Raw genomic sequence first — 22924 nt, 5'->3', positions numbered from 1 at the left:
CCACTCCTCATGACGGAATCATTTTCAAGACCGTGTGCAAAATGGCACTAATTAACGGCAATGCAAGAGCTAGAATGACGATTTTGGCCCCCACTTCAATGCGCCAACCAATTCCCGCTTCTCCGGAATCATTGGCAATATGTGCTGCGAATGTCGCCACATACGCAATGCCGATGACCCGCAGTAATAATCCCAGATACAACCCGCGGATTTTGACCTGATCGACTAACTGCAATATGCCGGATAACACCTGAGCCAAGGGAGACACCAAAAGCAAAAGAAGAGCAACTCCTATGGCGAGCCTGAGAATCACTCCGATATCTCCACGTTCTTCCCGGATAATCACCAAGAAGACGGTGCCGATAAGTCCAAGCGATACCAACTTGAGTATGGTGTGCACGGCACCTCCTCCTTTTACAGGTTAAACATGGTGCGCACGGCGTTGAACAATTGCTGCACCTCGCGTAACACCAAGAGGAATCCCACAGCAACTCCTGCCAAGGCGACCAGTTGTCCCCATTCCTTTCGGTCGAGGCGTTCCAACACACTGTAAGCCACTGTGACCAAAATGCCGATGCCTGCCAGACGCACGATTAAATCAATATTGTTCGTCATATCTTCACCCCGTTCGTTCAGATGAGAACGATTACGATGGCCACGCCGGTCAATGAGACCAATGCTTCCATCATTCGCGCCGTTTTTAACCCCTGAGTACGCGCATCGGTTAATTGTCGTGCCAATTCGTGATGGGCCGATTGAAGATGTTCCAATTGATAGTCCACCGCAGATTTTCCGAGCACTTGTCCCAAGTTCTCCCAGATATCGCGATCCTTGGTCCACAATCCAAGAACCCGGTCAAGCGCATGATGAAAGGCCGTCGTAAAATCGGTCTCGTGCTGGTCGATTTGTTGCGAAAGATACTCGGCCATCGGCTTCCATGCGGAATAGGAGCAACTCGCGCGTTTAAAGGCCTCCGTGAGGACACGGTGATGCCAACCAATTTCCGCCCGTAGCTGGTCTAATAGTGCTAGACCTTGTTCCAGACAGACAATCCGTTGGCGATAGGGTTTTGCCAACAACCGTCCTATCCACCATGCGGCGGCAATAATACAAATCGCCCCAACCAGTTTCATGACGGAACCTTCCAGACTTTCTCGTGATGGTGCCAAATTTCATGAATCATGCCAGGCGTTTCTCCTTTGTGTAGGAACACAACGGCATCAAACAGATTCTCCACCGACAGCTCCCCTTGACCACGATGACGCAAATCGTCATAAGTTTGGGCATGGATACTCGCCACCACTTTGACACCCGCATGAAGGGCATGGCTAACCGCCTGCAAATCTTCACGACTGCCAATTTCATCCACAATGACCCGGTCAGGGCCGAGCGTTCGAATGGCGACATTCAGCCCTTCCGCCTTGGGCCATCCATCTAAGACATCAAGATGGAGGCCCAAAGCAAAGCCATAGTGACCATTGTGATAGCCCGCCAGTTCCGATCGTTCATCCACGATCGTCACTCGCTCACCTTGGGCACTAAAAAACCGTGCACAGTCCCGCAACAAGGTCGTTTTGCCACTCCGGGGAGGACCCGCAATAAGAAGTGATTCGAGATCAAGCTGGTGCCGAGAAAAGATGCTGTGAAGAGCATCTGCTATCCCTTCAACATGTCGGGCTTTTCGAAAATTTAATCCGGTTACATCACCCATCGTGACAATTTTTCCGTTTTCCCAGATGGCTTTGCCCGCAATTCCTACCCGATGTCCTCCCGGCAGAGTCAAATAACCGTGCCGCAATTCTTCAGTGCGCGCATAAAGAGAATGTTGGGCAATAACGCCCACGATATGGTCGAGGTCACTTTGGATCCCAATTAAGACCTGATCTCCCACTTTTAATGGTTCAACCCAATAGGACCCGTAACAATAAACAGGGCGATCCAGCCGAAACCGCACTTCTTCCAAATTGTCCAGTTTATCTGAAGACAGCTGGAAAATTGCATCTCTCCAGGGATTTGGAAGATAGCCCCATGGTTCCATTACCCTCACTCCTGTTCATAACTGGAACTCTGTCCCAGTTGTTTGATATCTATGGAGGGGATAGACAAGTTATGCTAACCAAATAAAATGCCCGCAACCCCAAGGGGGTTACGGGCCAAGACAATGTTACCATTATCTAGGTAAGGCTAATGACTTAACGGTACGACGTGTAATCGTCCTCGTCATCATCGTCGGATTGTTCCATGATGATGCAGTCTTCGTCGCTATCATAAATCACATTGCCGCAATGGGGACAGGACAGCTGTATGCCGTCTCTTTCGAATAATGCTTCGTTATAAGACGATTCCTTATGACACACGGGACATTCCAGCGCAATATAAGAAGGTTCATCGAGATCGTCATCATCAAGAAATGCATCATCGAGAAGGGTATCGTCGTCATCATCGTCGAAATTCATTGTGTCGTCATCATCGACGTCACCATCGCCGTACACTTCTTCTTCGACATCCAGAAGGTCTTCGTCCAATTCGTCAAGAAAGTCTTCCATTTCCGCTTGGTTCACGGAAACTTCCTCGACATCCAGGGCCAAATCCCTCAAAACATCAATCATTTCCTCAATGATTTTTCCCTCACGACTTCGTGAACCCACATCATATCGTTCAGCCAAACCCACTAAATGCGAAACTTTGCGTCGAAGATCTGCCATTCATCACACCTCCTTAGCCATTACGTCCTATACTTTCTCCCTTTTGGACGGGATTCATGCATAAAAAAAGACTGGGAATCATCCCAGTCTTTCGGTCCTTGGCGGCGTTAAGCGCGTCCTAAATACTGGCCAGTGCGGGTATCGACAGTAATGACTTCACCTTGTTCAACAAATAAAGGAACTTTGACAATGGCCCCAGTTTCCAATTTCGCCGGTTTCGTACCACCCGTTGCCGTGTCGCCTTTAAAGCCCGGTTCTGTCTCAACAATTTTCAAATCCACACTATTGGGCAAGTCGACACCGATACTGCTGCCTTTGTATAAAATGACATAACAGGTCATATTTTCTTTGAGGAAACGAACTCCATCGCCAATGTCAGCACTGTGTAAGGTCAGTTGCTCAAAGGTTTCGGTATCCATAAAAGTGTAATCGTCGCCACTGCTATATAAGAATTGCATTTCCCGTTTTTCCACCCGGGCACTCGGAACGCGCTCGCCAGCGTTAAATGTCCGGTCTACGACACCACCGGTCTGCAAATTCTTAAGCTTAGTACGGACGAAAGCCGAACCCTTACCTGGCTTCACATGCTGAAATTCAATGACTTGATACAAAACGCCATCGAGTTCAATGGTTACACCATTGCGAAAATCGTTAGAAGAAATCACCCGTTATCCACTCCCATTCCAATCTGACATCATCAATAGAACAGACTAATTTAAACGTTTGTCCCACGAAGTGAGCCGTATTGAGCCCTCCTTGGTGACAACCAGCATATCTTCTAATCTCACGCCACCCATATCGGGAAGATAGATGCCAGGCTCCACGGTAATCACCATACCTGCTTCCAAAACCATATCATGCTCAGGTTTAGGGCCTAAAAACGGGTCCTCGTGAACATCCAAACCTACACCATGACCGGTTCCGTGTCCGAAGTACTCACCAAACCCCGCTTCTATAATAACGCGACGGACTACTTCATCAACCTCTGACGCCAAAATTCCTGGTTTGACGACTGCAATTCCCGCTTTTTGAGCCTGATATACAATATCATAGATTGCTTGTAATTGCCGAGTTCGTGCCTGATTGGTTACCGGTATCGTAACCGTCTCATCCGAATGATATCCGCGGTAAACAGCACCAAAGTCGATGGTAACCCATTCATCTGCCTGAAGCTGCCGTTCGGACGGCTTCGCATGCGGTAAAGCACCCCGAGGACCCGAGGCCACAATCGTAGGAAATGACAGTCCTTCCGATCCTTTTTGTCGCATGGCGGTTTCTAAGGCGATAGCCAGTTCTTGTTCAGTGATTCCGGGCCGAATCTGGCTTACCACCGATGCCAAAGCCTCATCGGCAATCCGCGCAGCCTGCTTTAAGGACATGAGCTCTGTCTCATCTTTGACACGCCGCTCAAGCTCCACCAAATCAGTTGCCGGAACCCATTTTATATCGGAAAAACGTTGCTGTATCTCGTCATAGGTCTTAACCGTGGTATGCCGAGCTTCGATCCCAATATGCTTGTATTCGTGCTCTCGGGCCAAATGAACGATTGAGTCAAACGGCTTTCGGGTTTCGATAATTTCAAAGTCGGGCGCTTCCTGGCGAGCTTGCAATACATAGCGTGAATCGGTTAACAAGTAGCGGTGTGTTCCATCAATGAATACACATCCAGCTGAACCCGTAAAACCACTTAAATAATAGCGGTTTTGTGGGGAGCAGATGACGAGAGCATCTAATCCCTGAGTTTTTTGCCACACACGCTCCGCACGCGACATACCCTTTCCTTCTTTCCGTCTTTCCGTCTTTCCGTCTTGGCGTCTTTGGTTCTTTCCCTGAGCCAAAGGCCACCTAGCGCCAGATACCCGTTAACACAATACTAGAGGGGATTCTCACATAAATACGCCACAGCTAGCCGGTAACCCTCCGCTCCAAATCCGCTTAATTGAGCCGTCACAACAGGAGCGGTGAGCGAATGGGCACGGAAATCTTCTCTGGCATAGATATTACTAATGTGAACTTCCACAATGGGCATCGACAAGGCTGCCAAGGCATCTCGAATCGCATAACTTTGGTGCGTCCAGGCTCCCGGATTAATGATCAAAGCCTCAATCCCTTGCTCCTCCAAGCTTTCTAAATAGTCAATAACCTGGCCCTCGTGATTGGACTGAAAATGCACCAACGTACACGCGGGGAAACGCTGTTGAAGACGTTGAAAAATGTCGTCCCAGCTACGATTGCCGTAAATTTGCGGTTGACGTCTCCCCAAAATGCCCAAGTTAGGTCCATTCACAATCGCAATTTTCATCAGTCATCCAACCCGGGAAGCGGAAATTCGTGAGCCAAAGCTTCCACCCGTCGCCTTAAGGGTTCTGGATTAAAGTCATGCGGGGCCTGAATGGTTTCCACGATGATATCGGCCAAGGCATCAATTTGTTCGGCTTTAAATCCCCTGGTCGTAATTTGCGGCGTACCCAAACGAATCCCTGAGGTGACAGTAGGTTTCTCCGTTTCAAATGGGATCGTATTTTTGTTTACGGTAATGCCCACTTGTGCCAGGCGCTCTTGGGCTTCGAGCCCCGTAATGCCACTGTGTTTGGTGTCAACCAGCATCAAATGATTATCCGTGCCGCCGGACACTAAACGTAAACCACGGTCCATTAATTGCTGGGCCAAACGATGAGCATTTTCTACGACTTGCACCTGGTACTGGCGAAAACTCGGCGTTAATGCTTCGCCAAACGCCACCGCTTTTCCCGCAATCAGATTCATCAAGGGACCGCCTTGCAACCCAGGAAAAATCGTCTTGTCAATTTTCTTTCCCCATGCTTCATTCGTTAAAATGAACCCTCCACGCGGGCCCCGTAATGTTTTGTGGGTGGTCGACGTGACAAAATCTGCGAATCCAACGGGACTGGGATGAAGTCCGGCGGCGACCAAGCCAGCAATATGAGCCATGTCGACCATGAGAAGGGCTCCCACCTCATTAGCGATGTCCCGAAAGGCCTTGAAATCCAAAATACGGGGATACGCCGAGGCGCCCGCCACAATCATGTGAGGTTGAAAAGCTTTAGCAATCTCCCGAACTTGATCCATGTCGAGACGTTCTGTCTCACGATCGACGCCATAGCTTTCAACCTGGTATAGTTTTCCGGAAAAATTCACCGGGCTTCCATGAGTTAAATGTCCCCCATGACTCAAATTCATGCCCAGAACACGGTCGCCTGGTTTTAAGGCGGTGAAATATACCGCTAAATTGGCTGGAGCCCCAGCATGGGGTTGAACATTCGCATGTTCCGCCGAAAACAATTTTTTGACGCGTTCTTGGGCTAGCCGTTCAACGACGTCCATATATTCACAACCACCGTAATAGCGGTGACCGGGATACCCTTCCGCATATTTGTCCGTCATCACGGATCCGACGGCTTGGCGAACGGCCTTTGAGGTCCAGTTTTCCGATGCAATTAACTCAAGATGGTTGGATTGTCGTTCCTCTTCATGAATAATCGCTTCATAGACTTGTGGATCAACCTGCGCTAACACATCTAAATCATGGCGCGCCATCAAAAAATCCCTCCTCGAAAAATATGATCGACCATCATAAGATAAAGAAAGCCAATTTTTTGCCTAAAAAGCGCGCCCCATTTCTATTAAAGCCCTCTACTACGCATCTTTTTGGAAATACGTCAAAATAGGATGACGGGCGGCTTGGGCTTCGTCCAACCGGCTCACAATGGTATGATGTGGGGCCTCGTGTAGGAGACTAGGCTGGGTATCAATTTCATCATCAATTTGAATCATTGATGCCGCAAAACGATCCAACGTTTCTTTGCTTTCCGTTTCCGTGGGCTCTACCATCATGGCTTCTTCCACAACCAGTGGGAAATATACCGTGGGCGGATAGACTCCATAATCAATGAGCCGCTTAGCGACATCTAGCGCCCGAGCGCCCCGTTTTTTTTGTGGGGTCAGAGACAACACAAATTCATGTTTGACCGGCCTGTTAAACGGCGTTTGGTAGCGTTCTTTCAATAAGTGCAAAAGGTAGTTGGCATTTAACACGGCGGTTTCGGAAACATTCTTTAATCCCTCGGCCCCATGGCTTCTGAGATAGGCATAGGCCCTAATTAAAATCCCGGGATTTCCATAATATGACCTGACCTTGCCAATAGACTTGGGTCGGTTATAATCCCAATACCAATGTCCTTCGTGACCTTGAATGCGAGGCAGAGGTAAAAACGGTTCTAGGGGCTTTTTCACGCCCACGGGTCCAGCGCCTGGCCCTCCTCCCCCATGAGGAGTGGAGAACGTCTTATGCAAATTCAGGTGTACCACATCAAAGCCCATGTCACCGGGTCGGACTTTGCCCATGATCGCGTTAGCATTAGCGCCATCGTAATATAACAGCCCCCCAACACCGTGAACAATATCCGCGATTTCCAGAATATCCTCTTCAAAAAGTCCCAAGGTATTCGGATTGGTGAGCATTAATCCAGCCGTTTCTTCATCGACGATCTCGCGAAGTTTCTGAACATCAACCCCTCCTCGTGCATTGGAGGGAACAACCTTGACCTTAAATCCTGCCATGGCTGCCGTGGCAGGATTGGTGCCATGAGCCGAATCGGGAACCAAAATCGTCGTGCGTTTTTGTCCTTGAGCTTCTAAATAGGCACGGATCACCAGTATTCCTGTAAGTTCACCATGTGCACCCGCTGCCGGCTGCAAACTCACCGCATCCATGCCAGAAATCTCAGCTAAACCATCTTCTAGGGCACGCATGACCGCCAACATGCCCTGGACAGTATCATCGGGCTGAAGCGGGTGCAAATCCGCAAATCCCGGCAACGACGCCACCGACTCATTGACTTTCGGGTTATATTTCATGGTACAAGATCCCAAAGGATAAAATCCGGTATCTACCCCGTAATTAAGGGAAGACAAATAGGTGTAATGACGAACGACATCCAATTCCGAAACTTCCGGCAAGTTCAATGGTGAGGTACGCACAAACGATCCGAGCTCTTTTGCTATATCAACTGTGGGAACATCACACTCAGGAAGCCTAATGCCTTGTCGGTGAGGAACGGAACGTTCAAAAATTACCGGGACATCCATCTTTTTACCTCCTCGACCAGCCCATCTAATTCTTGTTGGGTACGTTTCTCCGTGACAGCAATTTGCCAAAGCCCTTCAAAGGCCGGATCCCATTGTCCCAAATCAAATCCACCCAAAATCCCTTTGGTCAAGAGATGCTGATTTAAAGCAGATACCGGGCCCGGCACTTTTACGACAAATTCATACAAAAATGGCTCGTCAGGATTTGTTCGAAGTATCCCGATACTTTCCAATTGCTGGGCCAGATAATGGGCCTTATGCATAGAGAGTTCGGCAACTTGTTTTAGCCCATGAGGACCTAATAACGCCATATAAATCGTTGCCTGCAAGGCATTGAGAGAATGATTGGAACAAATATTGGACGTTGCCTTTTCACGGCGAATGTGTTGTTCGCGAGCTTGCAGTGTCAGCACAAATCCGCGATTTCCGTGATGGTCGACAGTTTGTCCGACCAAGCGTCCTGGCATTCTCCGGACCAGTTTTTCAGTCACTGTAAAGAATCCGAAGGTGGGTCCTCCGTAGTTCAGATGATTTCCTAGCGGTTGTCCCTCTCCTACGACCACGTCCGCTCCCCATTCCCCAGGTGGCTTCAGGAGTGCTAGTGCTACCGGATCGGAGGACACAATCGCTAACGCGCCGTACTGATGAGCAAGTGAAATGGCATCGGGCAAAGACCGAAAATGTCCCAAAATATCGGGGTATTGCCAAATAACCCCAGCGACCGGATGGGTAGCTAAGGTTTTCTCCAACGCTTCGAGCGAATCCACAACCATAACCTTGGCACCACGGGCATGAGCATAAGTTCGAACGACGGCTAAGCTATCGGCATGGACATAGCGGGACACCACTAAATACTCCCTGCCCGTTTGAGCTAAAGCAAGTAATGCGGCTTCACCGACGGCAGAAGCCCCATCATACATGGACGCTTGAGCGGCGTACATTCCACAGAGTCCGGCTATCATGGTCTGAAACTCAAAAATTGCCGCCAGCGTTCCTTGCGACAATTCAGGTTGGTACGGGGTATAAGCCGTGAGAAATTCCCCACGTTCCGCTAACTGCCCGATAGCAGCCGGAATAAACCGATCATAAAATCCCGCACCCAGAAAGGAAGTGAGTTGTTGAACGTTCTGATTTTCAGCGGCCAACTGTGCCATATGTTGTTGCAATTCTAATTCTGACAACGCTGGCGGAAGATTGAGCAACCGGCCAAGACGTGCCGCTTCGGGAATATCGTCAAATAACGGATCAATTGACGTGTAGCCTAAGGCTTGTAACATCGCCTGTTTATCATCATCAGTGTGAGGAATGTAGCGCAATGAATTTATTCTCCTTCGACTTGCTGCTGATAAGCCTTCGCATCGAGTAATTCTTCACCATATCCCTCTACATCCACTTGAATAATCCAGCCCTGATTGTAGGGATCTTGGTTTATGAGTTCTGGAGTTTCATTGAGCGCCTCGTTCACGGCCGTAACCGTGCCATCAACGGGACTATATAAATCCGACACAGATTTGACCGATTCTACGACGCCAAAAGCTTCTCCTGTCTTAACCACTTGGCCCACCTGGGGAAGTTCCACAAAAACCACATCCCCGAGCGATTCCTGGGCATAATCGGTAATTCCGACTCGTCCTTCTTCATCAATCCACTCGTGATCTCTGGTATATTTCAGGTTTTCCGGGATTTTCACGGTAGTTCCTCCTCAATGGATTTGTCTTGGTTACTCCGTAAGGCACTCACATGGGGCGACGATAAAATGGGGTTTTGACACTGAGGGCCGGGACAGCCCGATTGCGAATCATGACCAAAAAGTGTTGTCCGGTTTTGGCATGGGAACTTTCAACCAATGCTAAAGCGATGGGTTTTTTCAAAGTCGGTGAATAACTCCCCGAGGTAATCACTCCGATGAGGTTGCCTTGGGCATCTGACACCGCATATCCCGAGCGCGCAATACCGCCGTCAAGCGTGAGCCCAACAATTTTCCTTGTCAAGCCCGTTGCCTTTTGATTCCACAGAGCCTCACGACCAATGAAATCACTTTTATCAAACTTGACAAAGATCCCCAGTCCTGCTTCCAATGGCGAAATGTCTTCCGACAGCTCATGCCCATACAATGGTAATCGCGCTTCAAGACGTAAGGTATCACGAGCTCCCAGTCCCACAGGTTTGACACCCAGCTCATAGAGCTTCTCCCACAAGCCTAAGGCTTGGTCCGCTTTGACATACAATTCGAACCCGTCTTCACCTGTGTATCCTGTACGGGACAAGTGGACATTGATGTTATTCACCGGGACATCAAAAACTGCATGATAATAATCCAACGCGTCCAAATTAGTGGATGTTAAAGGTTGGATCAGCTCTTTTGCCAGGGGCCCTTGCACCGCAATTAACGCTGTTTCGTCCGAGACATCAATAAGCTGAACATTAGGATAGTTTTGAGCTTGTTCGACAATCCATGTCCAGTCTTTATCATGGTTGGCCGCGTTCACGACCATGAGGAATTTTTCGGGGGCCATGCGATAAATCAACAAATCATCAACGGTTCCCCCGTGGGGATAACACATTGGCGTATATAACGCTTGACCGATTTCCAACTGCGATGGGGTATTGGTTACCAAGTAGTCTAAAAACCGTGGAGATTCTTCTCCTTCAATGAGAAACTCCGCCATATGCGATACATCAAACATCCCGACCGCATGCCGGACTGCTTCATGTTCTTGGATAATGCCCTGATATTCCACAGGCATGTCATAACCGCCAAATTCCATCATTTTGGCACCATGCTCTTTGTGCCATGCGGTTAGTGGTGTTGTCTTCAATCGATTCCCCTCTTCTTTATACAAACTTAGGCCTAACATACCACTTCTACCGCTTTCCTATAAGTCCCTTACTGATGATACCCTGCCCAATCCTCTATCGCAATTAGCCTGATGCAATTCTTTCAAAGATCATCACTGAATTTCCTCGAGCGCCTCCATCACCTGTTGCGAATCCACTTGGCGGGTCACCAGGGGATCTCCAATGTCCTTTAATAGAACCCACTGTAACCCATAAGCCCGGGCCTTTTTGTCTTGGGCCATAATCTCATAGATTTTTGCCGGATCAAAAGGTTGGCTTTTGGTAGGGAGCCCCCACTGCCTAAGCCACCCCATAACCTGTTCACGCACGGCTTTTCGGAGTCCCAACACACGTTCTGACAGGCTTAGTGCCACAAGCGTGCCCAGTCCCACCGCTTCTCCATGAGACAGTGTGCCGTACCCGAAATAGTTTTCGAGCGCATGGCCTGCTGTATGACCAAAGTTTAAAAACATGCGTTGATTTTGTTCGTAAAGATCAACCTGCACGATCCGCGCCTTAAGCGCTGCGGTCTCAGCAATAACAGAGGCCCACCATGGAGTGAGATCGCCTAGAGGTTCTTGTTTTTGCTGAACCCATTCATAAAGGTGGCCCCCCGCGATAAGTGCGGACTTAATGACTTCTCCTAGACCTGCCCGCCACTCTTTTAACGGCAAAGTGGACAACATCGCGGTATCAATAGCCACAATAGCAGGCAGATGAAAGGCTCCCACCAAATTCTTACCGAATTCTGTGTTGACAGCCACTTTGCCCCCAATCGCCGCGTCTACTTGGGCGAGTAATGTGGTAGGGACAGCGATCCACCGTAAGCCTCTTAGGTAAGTCGCCGCCACATAGCCCACCAAATCCGTCAGAACACCCCCCCCTACCGCCACCACAACGGTATCCCGTGTCACCCGGTGTTTTCCAAAATCCCGGTATAAAGCCGCCACCGTTTCCAGCGTTTTGTCGTGTTCTGCAATGGTTCTTGGTACGACAGTCATATGGGCCTGACGACTTTTTTCAATGGCTGAAACAAGGGGCTCAATTTGGGTTTCAAGTTTCGGATCCACGACCATGACCACTGGCGCATTTTCAGGTAGCCACGATGACCACGGCCAGACTGATAACGTCTCATGGCCAATCATGACCTCCGATTTTTGATAACTTTGAGACTCAATCACAATTGCCTTGTTCACCAATATCTGCCCCCAACCCTTGCAAAATGGCTGCGACCACTGTACTGGGATCGCCAACGCATTCGATTTTTAACGACGCGACTTTTTCGTAGACAGCCCGCCTGGCCTGGTGCATCAAAAAAAATGCCTCTTGTCCTTGCGCCACTAAAGGCCGATTCGTGTCTTTGACCCGGCGCCATAATTCGCTGCTCGGCGCATCAAGCCAAATCACACGATGAGCTTTTACCAGATCATGACTTTTTTCTTGCAATAAGGCTCCACCGCCTAACGCTAAAACGATAGCCATATCATGCGCCAGCATGCGCTCGAGCGTTTCTCTTTCCCAGTGCCGAAAAGTCTCTTCACCATGCTGGGCAAAGATTTGCGGAATGGTCATTGCATAACGCTTTTCAATCTCCTCATCGAGGTCGAAAAAGGGCCAGTTCAATGCATCCGCCAATCGCTGACCAATTGTCGATTTGCCACTCCCCATCATGCCCGTAAGCAGAATGTGGCGTCTAATATTCCCGGACATACCGTTCCCACGCTTGAATTCGTTCCTGAACCTCGGGCAAACTATCCCCGCCGAACTTCTCCAAAATGGCATTGGCAAGAACATGCATGACCATAGCTTCTCCCACTACCACAGCCGGGGGGACGGCCGTAACATCTGACCGCTCGACCTGCGCCAAAAAAGGTTCCTTACTTTCAATGTCGAACGAGCCAAGAGGCGATAGCAAAGTAGAAAGGGGTTTCATGGCAATGCGTACGACTAGGGGCATACCCGTGGTAATACCGCCTTCAATGCCCCCAGCGCGGTTACTTAACCGGCTAAAACCCTTCTCCTTATCCCACCAAATCGCATCATGAACAGCAGAACCGGGAACATCAGCTTGGGCCATTCCTGTTCCCACCTCGACGGCTTTCATGGCCGGGATACTGAGGAGAGCCTGGGCCAATTGTCCTTCTATCCGGCGATTCCATTGCACATAACTGCCGAGTCCTACTGGCAAGCCAAAGGCCTTGACCTCAAAAATTCCTCCTAACGTGTCCCCCGCCTCTTTAGCCCGGTCAATCGCATCCGTCATAGCTTTTTCACTGGCAGGATCGACCACGCGAACCGGTGAGTTTTCTGATGCCAGGATTTCCTCTAAGGTATAATCCTTGTAGGGTGCATGCACATCGCCAATGCTAATGACATGCCCCCGCACTTCGATGCCCAGTTCATGAAGGAAACTCCGAGCGACGGCTCCTAACGCAACACGCATGGTGGTCTCGCGGGCCGATGCACGCTCAAGAACATTACGCAGATCCCGGTGTTGATATTTGATGCCACCCACTAAATCAGCATGTCCAGGCCTCGGACGCGTCACAATGCGATCGGGTTTGCCCTCGTCAGGGGCCATCGACTCTTGCCAATTCACAAAATCCCGATTTTTCACTAACAGGGCCACTGGACTGCCTAAGGTTTTGCCGTGACGCACGCCCCCGAAAAATTCGACTTGATCCTTTTCTATAGCCATCCGGCCCCCGCGGCCATAACCTTTTTGTCGCCGGGCCAAATCTTGATTGATTAATTCACTTGTGACGGGAACTTGAGAGGGAACCCCATCGACAATTCCGACTAATCCCGGTCCGTGAGATTCTCCAGCTGTCATGAAACGCCATAAAGCCAAATGATATTCCACCTTTCCTCACACGTGTTTTTTTGCAATGGATACGGTAAAGTGATTGACAACTTGCTTAAATGCCTAATGCAATAAGCCAACCAGGCCTGTCAATCCTCCCAATACCAGAAAAGGCCCTAAAGCAATCGCTTGCCCGCGCGATCGCCGAAACACCATCAGTAAAATCAGGGAATAAAGTCCGGCCGCCCATAATCCCACCACTGATGCCAATAAGCCTTGAGGCCACCCTAAAACAAAGCCTTGCGCGCCACTAAATTTCACATCACCCATGCCCAGTCCGCCGGACGTGACAAAATGGACCAACAAGTAAAAAGCAAAAAGACCTAGTCCTGTTGCCATGTCTTGAATTGCGATATGAAGAGTCCATGGCGTCACCATAATGCCCCAGAGCATGGTCAACAAAACGAAACGATTCGGGATAATACGTTCTTTGGCATCAACATAGGCTACAACCGTCCATAATCCCACAAACCCATCATCCAGGGGCTTCCAGTGCCCATCATACCAGCCCAGTCCAACAGCTAAAAAAATGATCACACAAGCCATCAAGACCCGGCTACGCCATGAAACCGTTTCCGTTAGACCCCAATAAGGAGCGGCTACCGACATAATAAGTGCTGTGAGCACACTAGCCCAAAGGTTATTCATAAAAAAACTCTCGAACTGCGTTTTCCATCACATCGAGCGGGCCTGGCATGCCAAACCACAGTTGCCAGGATAAGGCCGCTTGTTTCACCAGCAAGCTGAGCCCGTCCACAATCTGACATCCCGCTTGACGCCCTTCTGTCAGCAACACCGTGTTGTTGGGACGGTAGACCCAATCCACAACAATGGTATGGGGGTCAAATTCCGGGCGAATGTCCCAGGGATGTTCGCCGATTTGTCCAAGGGGCGTTGCGTTAACAAACACATCGCAGTGAGGATGGCGGAACATGTCATTATCCCATTCAACCCAGTGATGATGCCATGACGGCTTAGATGAACGTCGCCCAAACACAATGACCTCATAGCCCTTGGCTTCTAAAGCGACCACACTGGCCCGGGCTACTCCTCCTTGTCCTAATACCCAAGCCACTTTGCCAAAATAATGGGCTCCAGTATCAGGAATAGAGGCCATTAAGGCCTGAACATCGGTGTTATCGCCGACCCAAGAGCCCTCTTGCCAAACAAGCACATTGGCCGCTTGGGCCTTTTCTACCCACGATGATGCCGACTGTAAGTGTGGGACAATGAGTTCTTTTAATGGGCGAGTCAAATTGACTCCACGCCCACCGAGCTGGCGAAAAGCATCCAAGCGCTGCAACAGCTCGTGAGGTGGGCACTGAACAGGAAGGTAAAATGCTGGACGATCAAGATATTTGAACGCGGCATTATGCATCTGGGGAGAGAGCGAATGATGAATGGGTTGACCGAATACCGCGAAAAGTTCCATAAACCGTGTCACATCTCCACAATTCGTTAATAGGTTATCCGTAATTCATCATATGGCCCTGTCCTGCTCCCGCAGTTTGAAAGAGCACCGCCTCGACCACAGCTCGCCATGCAAAAGGTGGTTTAAAGATGCGTCTTGATGGGGAACGTGCCATCATCCCCGAAAGATCAACCACCATCCGTGATGTGCTGTGTTCCCATCGTAAGATTTGCTGACGTTCCCGAGATGTACATTGCAACCAGTCAATAATGAGACAGGTGACGGGATAGGTCGCAGTCGAGGCAGCTATGGGCTCTATTGTGACACAGCGCACGGAATAGGACTCGAACAACAACCGAACAATTTCCTCAAGTTCCGCATGACGTAGGAGCGTACCGACAGTGTTTGTCATTGGAGATTTCGATCCTCTCTTCCTTCGTTAAGCAATATGCTAACGGGAAGCGGTTACAAAATCTGTCGACCTTTGTCCTAGTGCGAAAAACTTTGTGGAAAATGCGGGCGTCTCACGACATATCGCTCTAACCTCCGAACGAGACGTGTCGCCCAATATTCATGTGTGTCGATGGGATGGACCAAGATGGTGAATAAACGCAGGCGGTTTCCACCCAAAATATCCGTAAAAACTTGGTCTCCAATCACGGCTGTATTGTGCCGTGTCGTGCCCATTTTTCTCATAGCTAGACGAAATGAACGCCGCCTCGGTTTGGCAGCTTTAGGAATTGCCATAACCCCGACTTTTTCGGCAAATTGCTCGACACGTTCCGTCATGTTATTGGACACAATGCACATTTTAAAGCCATGCGCCCGGACATCTTGGAACCACATTTTCAACTCTTGACTTAAGTCGGGTCGATTCCAGCCAACGAGTGTATTATCCAAATCCATGATCAATCCACGCACTCCATGGTCGTGCAAACGGGCCAAATCGAGATCGAAAATAGAGGTAAGAAAAAGGCGAGGCTGCAACAATTTTATCATCCACTGACCCCCTTTCCTCTATTTTCATTCAGTATACCATGCACTATTCACAATCATATATGCCTATTCGTTATACGCGCGTCCTTCCCTATCACGGCCTACTTAAAACACGTCAAAAATTCATGGGTCAAGTTTTCGGAAAATCTTTCAATGGTTGACTTTTATATGGAGTGGAATACACTAAATATGAATACTGAGTAAATTAGTCGGAAATCGGTTGGAGCAGGAGGGGTTTCATGCCAGCACCAGTACTGGAAATTAAAGATCTGCACGTAAATATTGATGACAAGCCCATTTTGAAGGGCGTTAACTTGACGGTTAAGGGGGGTGAAATTCACGCCATTATGGGTCCTAATGGAACGGGCAAAACGTCACTCGCCCAAACCTTGATGGGTCATCCCCGCTATCATGTCACACAAGGGGAAGTGTTGTTAGACGGTCAAGACGTCTTGGCTATGAAAACGGACGCCAGGGCTCGCGCTGGACTCTTTTTGGCGATGCAGTACCCCAGTGAAATTTCCGGTGTGACGACCGCCAATTTTCTTCGAACCGCCATTAATTCCCGGAGGGGTGAAGGAAATCAAATTCCTTTAAAGGAATTTCGCGATAAACTGGACCGGACTATGGAGTTTTTGGAAATGGATCCCAAATTTGCAAATCGGTACTTAAACGAGGGATTTTCGGGCGGGGAAAAGAAGCGCAACGAAATCTTGCAAATGCTCATGTTGGAGCCGCGTATCGCGATTCTTGATGAGATTGATTCAGGGCTGGACATTGATGCCATAAAAGTTGTGGCCAAAGGAGTGCAGTCTTTGTCTGGGCCCAACTTTGGCGTGCTCCTCATTACCCACTACCAACGCATTTTGTCCTATCTCAAACCCGATGTGGTGCACATCATGATGGATGGACGGGTCGTCAAGTCTGGAGACTACCAATTAGCCGAAGAATTGGAAGTCAAGGGTTACGAGTGGGTTCGCAACGAATTGCTCAATCAGGTGCAGTAAGGAGGCTCCCATGAATACGTCGACCGATGTGAAATGGCTTGAAGATATTCGCTCTCTCACTTTGGACCGTCAACAAGAGCCTCTTTGGCTTCGTAATTGGCGTTTATCCTATTTAGACAATCTGTCCGATTACTCGTGGCCAAAACGGGAGAAAACACCGCTCAGAGAACGACAATTGGATCAAATCCCCTTAACCACAGTGTTTCCGAGCGTCACGGTGCCTCGCGATATCTTACAATCGATGGTTTCACCCGCTTATGTTGCCTTTGCGAATGACCGTCTTGTCGCGAGCAGTGTACCCCAAGATTGGGCATCACAAGGTGTGGTGGTCATGCCTTTGCAAGAGGCTGCCGCAAGATATGAAAAAGAGCTTAGCATAGTCTTAGGACAGATTGTTACGTCTCCGATGAGTCGAGCGGAAGCCTTAAATGGAGCCCTCTGGGATCAAGGACTTTATATTAAAGTCCCAGCGCATATCCAAATGGCGGAACCCTTATTGGTTCTTCATTATGGCCAGTTTAGTCATGACGTGCACAGCCTTTTCCCGCGCACCCTGATTGTGGCAGAGCCGGGAAGTCAAATTACTGTCATTGAGCGCTATATTTCCAATGAATTTGAGGACAAAACCTTGTTCTCAAGCGTCGTTGAGATTTTGGCTAAAGAAGATGCCAAGGTGCATTATGGTGCTGTGCAAAATCTCTCTAACAACGCCGAAGTGTTTATGCGCCGCTCTGCACAAGTTTACCAAGACGCAGCAGTGAACTGGAGCATCGGCGAATTCGGGGGCCATCTTACCATAGCCAGCGATGAAACGCATTTGATACAACAAGGGGCCCAGAGTACCCACACCATGGTGTTTTTCGGATCTGGTCATCAACGACAAGATTTTGATACGGAGATTGTTCATTCGGCTCCTTATACCACGAGCCGGATTATCGCCAAGGGCGTCATGAAAGATCAAGGGCGCAGTGCATTTCATGGCATCACGAACATCGAACATGGAGCCATCAAGGCTGACGGCCGGCAAAAAGAGCAGACTTTGATGTTGTCCGATGAGTCCCGCGCTGACGCGGTGCCATCCTTGCTGATAAATGATAACGATGTCTACGCCGCCCATTCGGCCAGTGCGGGTCCCATTGATCAAATCGCGCTGTTCTATCTGATGGCGCGTGGGTTATCAGAACGCGAGGCCATCCGGTTATATGTTCATGGATTCTTGGCGCCCGTCGTAGACGCGTTACCCGGTCCTATTCTACGGGACTCGGTATGGGAATCTGTAGAAAGGAAGTTGGACGCATGATCACGGCATTGGTCGATATTACCGTGGATTTTCCCATTTTAAAACGGCAAATTAATGGACACCGGTTGATCTATTTGGACTCGGCTGCAACCTCACAAAAGCCCCAAAGCGTCATTGACCGGTTGGTGCAATATTATGAAACGACCAATGCCAATGTTTTGCGTAGCGTACACACCCTGGCTGAAGAGGCCACGACGGCAATGGAAGAAGCCCGGGAGAAGATTGCGCGTTTTATCCATGCCAAATCGCCTCGTGAAGTAATTTTTACGCGTGGCACCACCGAAAGCCTGAATACGATTGCCCGGGCATGGGGAGATAAATTCTTAGAAGCTGGCGATGAAATCGTCCTTTCTCCCATGGAACACCATTCTAATCTTATCCCATGGCAACAGTTAGCCAAACGTGTCGGTGCCAAGCTGAAATTTATCGAATTGCAGCCTAATGGCACAATCACCGTTGAAGCCGTTAAACAACAGATAACCGAACGTACCCGAATTGTGACATTGTCCGCCGTCTCAAATGTCCTCGGTACGATTAATCCCATAGCCGAGGTTGCGGTTCTGGCTCATCAAGTCGGGGCAATTATGGTGGTTGACGGGGCCCAATCGGTTCCTCATGGGCCCACGGACGTTCAGGCGTTAGGAATTGATTTTTTGGCTTTTTCCGGACATAAGATGTTAGGACCAACAGGTATTGGCGTGCTTTGGGGTAAAGAAGCGTTACTCGAAGCCGCAGATCCAGTAATGTTTGGCGGAGAGATGATTGCCTATGTCGACCGAGACGACGCCACTTGGGCAGAATTGCCCGCTAAATTCGAAGGGGGAACTCCCCATATTGCCGGGGCGATTGGTCTAGGAACTGCCATAGACTATTTATCAACCATCGGTATGGAGCGTATTGAAGAACACAGTCGGATGCTTGCGGAGGAGGCCTATAGGAGACTCGCGAATTTGAGTGATGTCGTAGTCTATGGGCCAGAATATCCCCGCACTAGTCTGGTGGCCTTTAACATTGTTGGAATCCACCCTCATGACATCGCCCAGGTATTTGATTCGCGTGGTATTGCCATCCGCGCCGGCCATCATTGTGCGCAACCTCTTATGCATTGGCTTGATGTCAGTTCCACGGCACGCGCGAGCTTTTATCTGTACAATAGTGATCGCGATATCGACGAATTGGTCGATGCCATTGAGGCGACAAAGAGGTACTTTAAGCGATGAACTTAGATGAAATTTATCGGGAAACCATCTTGGATCATAATCAGTCGCCACGAAACTATGGCCATTTGGATCATCCCACGAAAGTTGTGGGTCTACTCAATCCCACCTGTGGCGATCAAATTCAATTAGAACTGTTGCTTCAAGATGGAAAAATTCAAGATATCCGTTTTAGTGGTCAAGGCTGCTCTATTAGTATGGCATCGGCATCCATGATGACCGAGGCTATTAAAGGCAAAACCATAGAAGAAGCCTTAGCATTGACGTCCAATTTTAAAAATTTTGTGACCGGAGGCACTTCTCAGATTCCCTTAGGGGATTTGGAAGCTCTTCACGGTGTTTCCCAATTTCCGAGCCGTGTCAAATGCGCCACTTTAGCACACAATGCATTTGAGAAGGCTATGGCAGAACCGAGTGAATAAGGTCTCGTTATTTTAGAACACAAAACGTTGTGCACCAACAAACACAAAGGAGGGACTTTCATGGCTAGTAAACCCACAATTGTCAACGAAGAATATCAATATGGGTTTAACGACGGAGATGTTGGGGTTCTTAAGTTTGCGCGGGGTTTAAGCCGTGAAACGGTTGAAGAAATATCCCGGATCAAACAAGAACCAAAGTGGATGCTAGATTTCCGTCTACATGCATTGGATGTGTTTTACAAAAAGCCGATGCAAAATTGGGGAGCTGATCTCAGCAAACTCAATTTCGATGATATTATTTATTACGTCAAACCATCGGAAAATCAGGGCCGGACATGGGAAGAAGTGCCCCAAGCCATTAAAGACACATTCGAACGCTTAGGCATTCCTGAAGCCGAACGCAAATTCTTAGCGGGTGTGTCGGCTCAGTATGAGTCGGAAGTAGTTTATCACTCCATTCGCAAGGATTTGGAAGAAAAAGGGATTATCTTCCTCGACACAGATTCGGCATTGCGGGAATACCCCGATCTCGTGCGCGAATATTTTGGTACGGTCATCCCCCCCGAAGACAACAAATTTGCCGCGCTTAACTCCGCTGTTTGGTCCGGCGGCTCGTTCGTCTATATCCCGAAAGGGGTCAAAAGCGATATTCCGCTCCAGGCATATTTCCGCATTAATTCGGAAAACATGGGCCAGTTTGAACGCACCTTAATCATCGCCGATGAAGATTCCTTTGGACATTACGTTGAGGGCTGTACCGCTCCTAGCTACAATTCGGAATCATTGCACTCGGCTGTCGTAGAAATTATCGTCAAGGATGGCGCACGGATGCGCTATACCACGGTTCAAAACTGGGCGCCGAATGTTTATAACCTGGTAACAAAACGCGCCGTCGCCTATAGAAACGCGACCATGGAGTGGGTTGATGGCAATATCGGATCCAAGGCCACGATGAAATACCCTTCCGTGTATTTAATGGGAGAAGGTGCCAAGGGCAGTGTTTTGTCTATTGCCGTGGCGGGTCGTAACCAGCATCAGGATACGGGTGCCAAAATGATTCACATGGCCCCCAATACTACCTCCACGATTGTTTCCAAGTCCATTAGCCAACATGGGGGCAAAACGACTTACCGGGGCCTGGTGCATTTTGATAAAACCGCTATCGGTGCCAAGTCTAATGTCAAATGTGACACGTTACTGATGGACAGCGAATCGGTTAATGATACCCTGCCCTATAGTGAAGTGGAAACCAGCCAGGCCGAAATGGAACATGAAGCCACGGTCACCAAAGTTAGTGAAGAACAACTGTTCTATTTACAAGCTCGGGGTTTAAGCGAAGAGGAAGCCACGCGCTTAATTATCCTTGGTTTTATTGAACCCTTCACACGCGAACTGCCCATGGAATTTGCAGTCGAAATGAATCGTCTCATTAAGTTTGAGATGGAAGGAGCAATTGGCTAATTTGGCTAAGTGGGTTCGAGTCGCATCGGTTGAAGAACTTAAAGAACAAAATCCCTTGTTGGTGGTATTAGACAACGAAGATGTTGCTCTATATCGGGTCAAAGACCAATATTTCGCGACCGATGATTTGTGTTCACATGCGGAAGCCTCTTTGGCTGAAGGCGATTTGAAAGGTTATCTGATTCATTGTCCCCGTCATGGCGGGCAATTTGATGTCCGAACGGGAGAAGCCAAGCATTTTCCTGCCTATGCTCCCATTCGGACATATCCCGTCAAAGTCGAAGGACATGATATTTTCATTGACACAGAACGAGACTAGGCGAAAATCTCGCCTAGTCTTTTTGTATGACCAACGAATCGGAAATACGCACTGCCGATGCGGCTTGAATTAAATCTAACGCGATATCTTCCGGATCTTCTAGTCCGACGGAGATCCGGACCATACTGTCTGTAATCCCCATTTTCGCTCGTTCTTCCGGTGTTTGATTCCGGTGGGAAGCAATTAAAGGATAGAGACATAACGTGTAGATATCTCCAACCGTCGTCGCCGAAGCCACTAATTGAAGATGGTCCAAAAACCGAAACACATCCTCTTTTCCGCCACCTAAATCCAGTGTAACCACGGCCCCGCCCAAGTCGGCTGGCAATAGTCGTTCAGCCACAGCATGCGTCGGGTGGTCCGCAAACAAGGGATAGAAGACCCGGCTAAATATCTGGGATTCCTGCAAAATCCGAGCCAATTTGGCGGCATTGTGACACTGCCGTTCAAAGCGGACACCGAGTGTGCGGAGGCCCCGGTGTATCAACCAGGCTTCAAAAGGGCCTAAAACCGCTCCACGCAACTTTAAATATTGATGAAGGCGATTATGATATTCGTCTCGGCCTAGCACAATACCGCCCATGGCATCACCGTGGCCACCCAAATATTTGGTTGCACTATGCACCACGAGATCAGCGCCCCATTCCAAAGGTCGCATTGTGAGCGGTGTGGTAAATGTGTTGTCCACAATTAGTTGAGCGCCTACGCCATGAACTAAGCTCACAATTTGAGGAATATCTAACACTTTTAACAAAGGATTCGATAATGTTTCCAATAAAACCGTTCGCGGCTTGTGGACCTCAAGAAGTTGCCGAAAATGAGTGAGATCGGTAAAGTCTTCAATGACCACCTTTACACCCATTTCACCCCAAACGGTACCTAAAAGATTGAGTGACGCGCCATACACATCTTGACTGACTAAGATGGTATCCCCCGGTTCAACATGAGTGGCATACATAGCAGCATCAATGGCCGCCATTCCCGAAGCGGTGGCAATTCCTGTCTCGGCCCGTTCAAGTTGCTTCATCGCATCAACTAAAGCTTCCACATTGGGATTAGCATGACGAGCATAGGAAAAGCCCTCAATTTCTCCTCCCATCAGTTGATCTAACATTTGAGCTGAGCGAGAACGATAACTGGTCGACGGGAAAATGGGTAACGCGGTCGGCTCGATGTCGCCTAATGCAGGGGTTCCCGCATGAACTAATAATGTATTCCTTCGCCATTGTTGGCTCAAGGTAAACGCCTCCTCATGTTCATAAAAAAATCCCCCCAT

27 protein-coding genes are annotated in these 22924 nt (G+C 49.0%); 6 read left to right on the top strand and 21 right to left on the bottom strand.

From position 1 onward, the window contains the following. Positions 1-7 precede the first annotated feature (7 nt). The 20 genes from B8987_RS13640 to B8987_RS13545 form a co-directional block, all read right to left on the bottom strand. Positions 8-400, bottom strand: a complete 393-nt coding sequence (locus B8987_RS13640; protein WP_020373301.1) for a stage III sporulation AC/AD family protein — start codon at positions 398-400, stop codon at positions 8-10. A gap of 14 nt (positions 401-414) precedes the next feature. Further along, positions 415-615 carry a stage III sporulation protein AC gene (spoIIIAC, locus tag B8987_RS13635; protein WP_020373302.1) on the bottom strand — a complete coding sequence of 67 codons (201 nt, stop codon included), beginning with the start codon at positions 613-615 and terminating at the stop codon, positions 415-417. Positions 616-632: 17 nt separating this feature from the next. Further along, positions 633-1133, bottom strand: a complete 501-nt coding sequence (locus B8987_RS13630) for a stage III sporulation protein AB (protein ID WP_020373303.1) — start codon at positions 1131-1133, stop codon at positions 633-635. Continuing rightward, a complete protein-coding gene (locus B8987_RS13625) occupies positions 1130-2038 on the bottom strand; it encodes an ATPase, T2SS/T4P/T4SS family (RefSeq protein WP_020373304.1) in 909 nt (302 codons plus the stop codon). Before B8987_RS13625 ends, B8987_RS13630 begins: the two co-directional genes overlap by 4 nt. Positions 2039-2192: 154 nt before the next feature. Further along, complete coding sequence (locus B8987_RS13620) at positions 2193-2705, bottom strand: CD1247 N-terminal domain-containing protein (RefSeq protein ID WP_020373305.1); 513 nt, start codon at positions 2703-2705, stop codon at positions 2193-2195. A gap of 107 nt (positions 2706-2812) precedes the next feature. Next, entirely contained in the window at positions 2813-3370 is a 558-nt protein-coding gene (efp, locus tag B8987_RS13615) for an elongation factor P (RefSeq protein ID WP_020373306.1), read from the bottom strand. A 45-nt stretch (positions 3371-3415) separates the two neighbouring features. Continuing rightward, on the bottom strand, positions 3416-4477 hold the full coding sequence (locus B8987_RS13610) for a M24 family metallopeptidase (protein WP_020373307.1): 1062 nt from the start codon (positions 4475-4477) through the stop codon (positions 3416-3418). A 101-nt stretch (positions 4478-4578) separates the two neighbouring features. Beyond that, complete coding sequence (locus tag B8987_RS13605; RefSeq protein WP_020373308.1) at positions 4579-5007, bottom strand: type II 3-dehydroquinate dehydratase; 429 nt, start codon at positions 5005-5007, stop codon at positions 4579-4581. Further along, entirely contained in the window at positions 5007-6263 is a 1257-nt protein-coding gene (gene glyA / locus B8987_RS13600; RefSeq protein WP_020373309.1) for a serine hydroxymethyltransferase, read from the bottom strand. Before glyA ends, B8987_RS13605 begins: the two co-directional genes overlap by 1 nt. 99 nt (positions 6264-6362) lie before the next feature. Further along, positions 6363-7814 carry an aminomethyl-transferring glycine dehydrogenase subunit GcvPB gene (gene gcvPB, locus B8987_RS13595; RefSeq protein WP_020373310.1) on the bottom strand — a complete coding sequence of 484 codons (1452 nt, stop codon included), beginning with the start codon at positions 7812-7814 and terminating at the stop codon, positions 6363-6365. After that, a complete protein-coding gene (gene gcvPA / locus B8987_RS13590; RefSeq protein WP_020373311.1) occupies positions 7799-9130 on the bottom strand; it encodes an aminomethyl-transferring glycine dehydrogenase subunit GcvPA in 1332 nt (443 codons plus the stop codon). Before gcvPA ends, gcvPB begins: the two co-directional genes overlap by 16 nt. Before the next feature lie 5 nt (positions 9131-9135). After that, positions 9136-9504, bottom strand: a complete 369-nt coding sequence (gene gcvH / locus B8987_RS13585) for a glycine cleavage system protein GcvH (RefSeq protein ID WP_020373312.1) — start codon at positions 9502-9504, stop codon at positions 9136-9138. A 46-nt stretch (positions 9505-9550) separates the two neighbouring features. Beyond that, the gene (gcvT, locus tag B8987_RS13580; protein ID WP_020373313.1) at positions 9551-10672 is read right to left on the bottom strand and encodes a glycine cleavage system aminomethyltransferase GcvT; all 1122 of its coding nucleotides are present in this window, start codon (positions 10670-10672) and stop codon (positions 9551-9553) included. A 93-nt stretch (positions 10673-10765) separates the two neighbouring features. Next, on the bottom strand, positions 10766-11848 hold the full coding sequence (aroB, locus tag B8987_RS13575) for a 3-dehydroquinate synthase (protein ID WP_020373314.1): 1083 nt from the start codon (positions 11846-11848) through the stop codon (positions 10766-10768). Next, positions 11826-12362: a shikimate kinase gene (locus B8987_RS13570; protein WP_020373315.1), complete on the bottom strand. Its 537-nt coding sequence runs from the start codon at positions 12360-12362 to the stop codon at positions 11826-11828. The genes aroB and B8987_RS13570 overlap by 23 nt, the downstream gene beginning before the upstream one ends. After that, positions 12346-13485 (bottom strand): chorismate synthase, encoded by a 1140-nt coding sequence (gene aroC / locus B8987_RS13565; protein WP_040766935.1) that lies wholly within the window; start codon positions 13483-13485, stop codon positions 12346-12348. Before aroC ends, B8987_RS13570 begins: the two co-directional genes overlap by 17 nt. A gap of 93 nt (positions 13486-13578) precedes the next feature. Beyond that, entirely contained in the window at positions 13579-14163 is a 585-nt protein-coding gene (locus B8987_RS13560) for a prepilin peptidase (RefSeq protein WP_020373317.1), read from the bottom strand. Next, positions 14156-14959 carry a shikimate dehydrogenase family protein gene (locus B8987_RS13555; RefSeq protein ID WP_139793563.1) on the bottom strand — a complete coding sequence of 268 codons (804 nt, stop codon included), beginning with the start codon at positions 14957-14959 and terminating at the stop codon, positions 14156-14158. Before B8987_RS13555 ends, B8987_RS13560 begins: the two co-directional genes overlap by 8 nt. Positions 14960-14981: 22 nt before the next feature. Next, entirely contained in the window at positions 14982-15338 is a 357-nt protein-coding gene (locus tag B8987_RS13550) for a hypothetical protein (RefSeq protein WP_020373319.1), read from the bottom strand. Between the two features lie 77 nt (positions 15339-15415). Beyond that, a complete protein-coding gene (locus tag B8987_RS13545; RefSeq protein ID WP_020373320.1) occupies positions 15416-15925 on the bottom strand; it encodes a YqeG family HAD IIIA-type phosphatase in 510 nt (169 codons plus the stop codon). Positions 15926-16161: 236 nt separating this feature from the next. Between B8987_RS13545 and sufC the strand changes: the two genes are divergently transcribed. The 6 genes from sufC to B8987_RS13515 are packed head-to-tail and all read left to right on the top strand — an operon-like array spanning position 16162 to position 21648. Continuing rightward, positions 16162-16929: a Fe-S cluster assembly ATPase SufC gene (gene sufC / locus B8987_RS13540; protein ID WP_020373321.1), complete on the top strand. Its 768-nt coding sequence runs from the start codon at positions 16162-16164 to the stop codon at positions 16927-16929. Positions 16930-16939: 10 nt separating this feature from the next. Next, positions 16940-18229 (top strand): Fe-S cluster assembly protein SufD, encoded by a 1290-nt coding sequence (gene sufD / locus B8987_RS13535; RefSeq protein ID WP_020373322.1) that lies wholly within the window; start codon positions 16940-16942, stop codon positions 18227-18229. After that, a complete protein-coding gene (locus B8987_RS13530; RefSeq protein ID WP_020373323.1) occupies positions 18226-19449 on the top strand; it encodes a cysteine desulfurase in 1224 nt (407 codons plus the stop codon). The genes sufD and B8987_RS13530 overlap by 4 nt, the downstream gene beginning before the upstream one ends. Then, on the top strand, positions 19446-19868 hold the full coding sequence (gene sufU, locus B8987_RS13525) for a Fe-S cluster assembly sulfur transfer protein SufU (RefSeq protein WP_020373324.1): 423 nt from the start codon (positions 19446-19448) through the stop codon (positions 19866-19868). The genes B8987_RS13530 and sufU overlap by 4 nt, the downstream gene beginning before the upstream one ends. Positions 19869-19928: 60 nt before the next feature. Then, positions 19929-21329, top strand: coding sequence for a Fe-S cluster assembly protein SufB (gene sufB, locus B8987_RS13520; protein WP_020373325.1), 1401 nt, complete (start codon positions 19929-19931; stop codon positions 21327-21329). A 1-nt stretch (position 21330) separates the two neighbouring features. Next, the gene (locus B8987_RS13515) at positions 21331-21648 is read left to right on the top strand and encodes a non-heme iron oxygenase ferredoxin subunit (RefSeq protein ID WP_037913512.1); all 318 of its coding nucleotides are present in this window, start codon (positions 21331-21333) and stop codon (positions 21646-21648) included. A gap of 13 nt (positions 21649-21661) precedes the next feature. Here B8987_RS13515 and B8987_RS13510 read toward each other — a convergent pair whose 3' ends face one another. Further along, entirely contained in the window at positions 21662-22885 is a 1224-nt protein-coding gene (locus B8987_RS13510) for a trans-sulfuration enzyme family protein (protein ID WP_051005350.1), read from the bottom strand. Positions 22886-22924 lie beyond the last annotated feature (39 nt).

The sequence above is a fragment of the Sulfobacillus thermosulfidooxidans DSM 9293 genome, assembly GCF_900176145.1.
Taxonomy (GTDB): Bacteria; Bacillota; Sulfobacillia; order Sulfobacillales; family Sulfobacillaceae; genus Sulfobacillus; species Sulfobacillus thermosulfidooxidans.
This window is presented reverse-complemented; position numbering and strand designations above follow the sequence as displayed.

Bases quoted from the DNA above. Each gene is read 5' to 3' on its own strand.
- B8987_RS13560 (WP_020373317.1), bottom strand. From the start codon at position 14,163: ATGAATAACCTTTGGGCTAGTGTGCTCACAGCACTTATTATGTCGGTA.
- B8987_RS13530 (WP_020373323.1), top strand. From the start codon at position 18,226: ATGATCACGGCATTGGTCGATATTACCGTGGATTTTCCCATTTTAAAA.
- gcvT (WP_020373313.1), bottom strand. From the start codon at position 10,672: ATGTTAGGCCTAAGTTTGTATAAAGAAGAGGGGAATCGATTGAAGACA.
- gcvPB (WP_020373310.1), bottom strand. From the start codon at position 7,814: ATGGATGTCCCGGTAATTTTTGAACGTTCCGTTCCTCACCGACAAGGC.
- sufD (WP_020373322.1), top strand. From the start codon at position 16,940: ATGAATACGTCGACCGATGTGAAATGGCTTGAAGATATTCGCTCTCTC.
- aroC (WP_040766935.1), bottom strand. From the start codon at position 13,485: ATGACAGCTGGAGAATCTCACGGACCGGGATTAGTCGGAATTGTCGAT.
- glyA (WP_020373309.1), bottom strand. From the start codon at position 6,263: ATGGCGCGCCATGATTTAGATGTGTTAGCGCAGGTTGATCCACAAGTC.
- sufC (WP_020373321.1), top strand. From the start codon at position 16,162: ATGCCAGCACCAGTACTGGAAATTAAAGATCTGCACGTAAATATTGAT.
- B8987_RS13630 (WP_020373303.1), bottom strand. From the start codon at position 1,133: ATGAAACTGGTTGGGGCGATTTGTATTATTGCCGCCGCATGGTGGATA.
- B8987_RS13545 (WP_020373320.1), bottom strand. From the start codon at position 15,925: ATGATAAAATTGTTGCAGCCTCGCCTTTTTCTTACCTCTATTTTCGAT.
- spoIIIAC (WP_020373302.1), bottom strand. From the start codon at position 615: ATGACGAACAATATTGATTTAATCGTGCGTCTGGCAGGCATCGGCATT.
- B8987_RS13550 (WP_020373319.1), bottom strand. From the start codon at position 15,338: ATGACAAACACTGTCGGTACGCTCCTACGTCATGCGGAACTTGAGGAA.
- B8987_RS13625 (WP_020373304.1), bottom strand. From the start codon at position 2,038: ATGGAACCATGGGGCTATCTTCCAAATCCCTGGAGAGATGCAATTTTC.
- sufU (WP_020373324.1), top strand. From the start codon at position 19,446: ATGAACTTAGATGAAATTTATCGGGAAACCATCTTGGATCATAATCAG.
- B8987_RS13570 (WP_020373315.1), bottom strand. From the start codon at position 12,362: ATGTCCGGGAATATTAGACGCCACATTCTGCTTACGGGCATGATGGGG.
- B8987_RS13605 (WP_020373308.1), bottom strand. From the start codon at position 5,007: ATGAAAATTGCGATTGTGAATGGACCTAACTTGGGCATTTTGGGGAGA.
- B8987_RS13620 (WP_020373305.1), bottom strand. From the start codon at position 2,705: ATGGCAGATCTTCGACGCAAAGTTTCGCATTTAGTGGGTTTGGCTGAA.
- B8987_RS13610 (WP_020373307.1), bottom strand. From the start codon at position 4,477: ATGTCGCGTGCGGAGCGTGTGTGGCAAAAAACTCAGGGATTAGATGCT.
- sufB (WP_020373325.1), top strand. From the start codon at position 19,929: ATGGCTAGTAAACCCACAATTGTCAACGAAGAATATCAATATGGGTTT.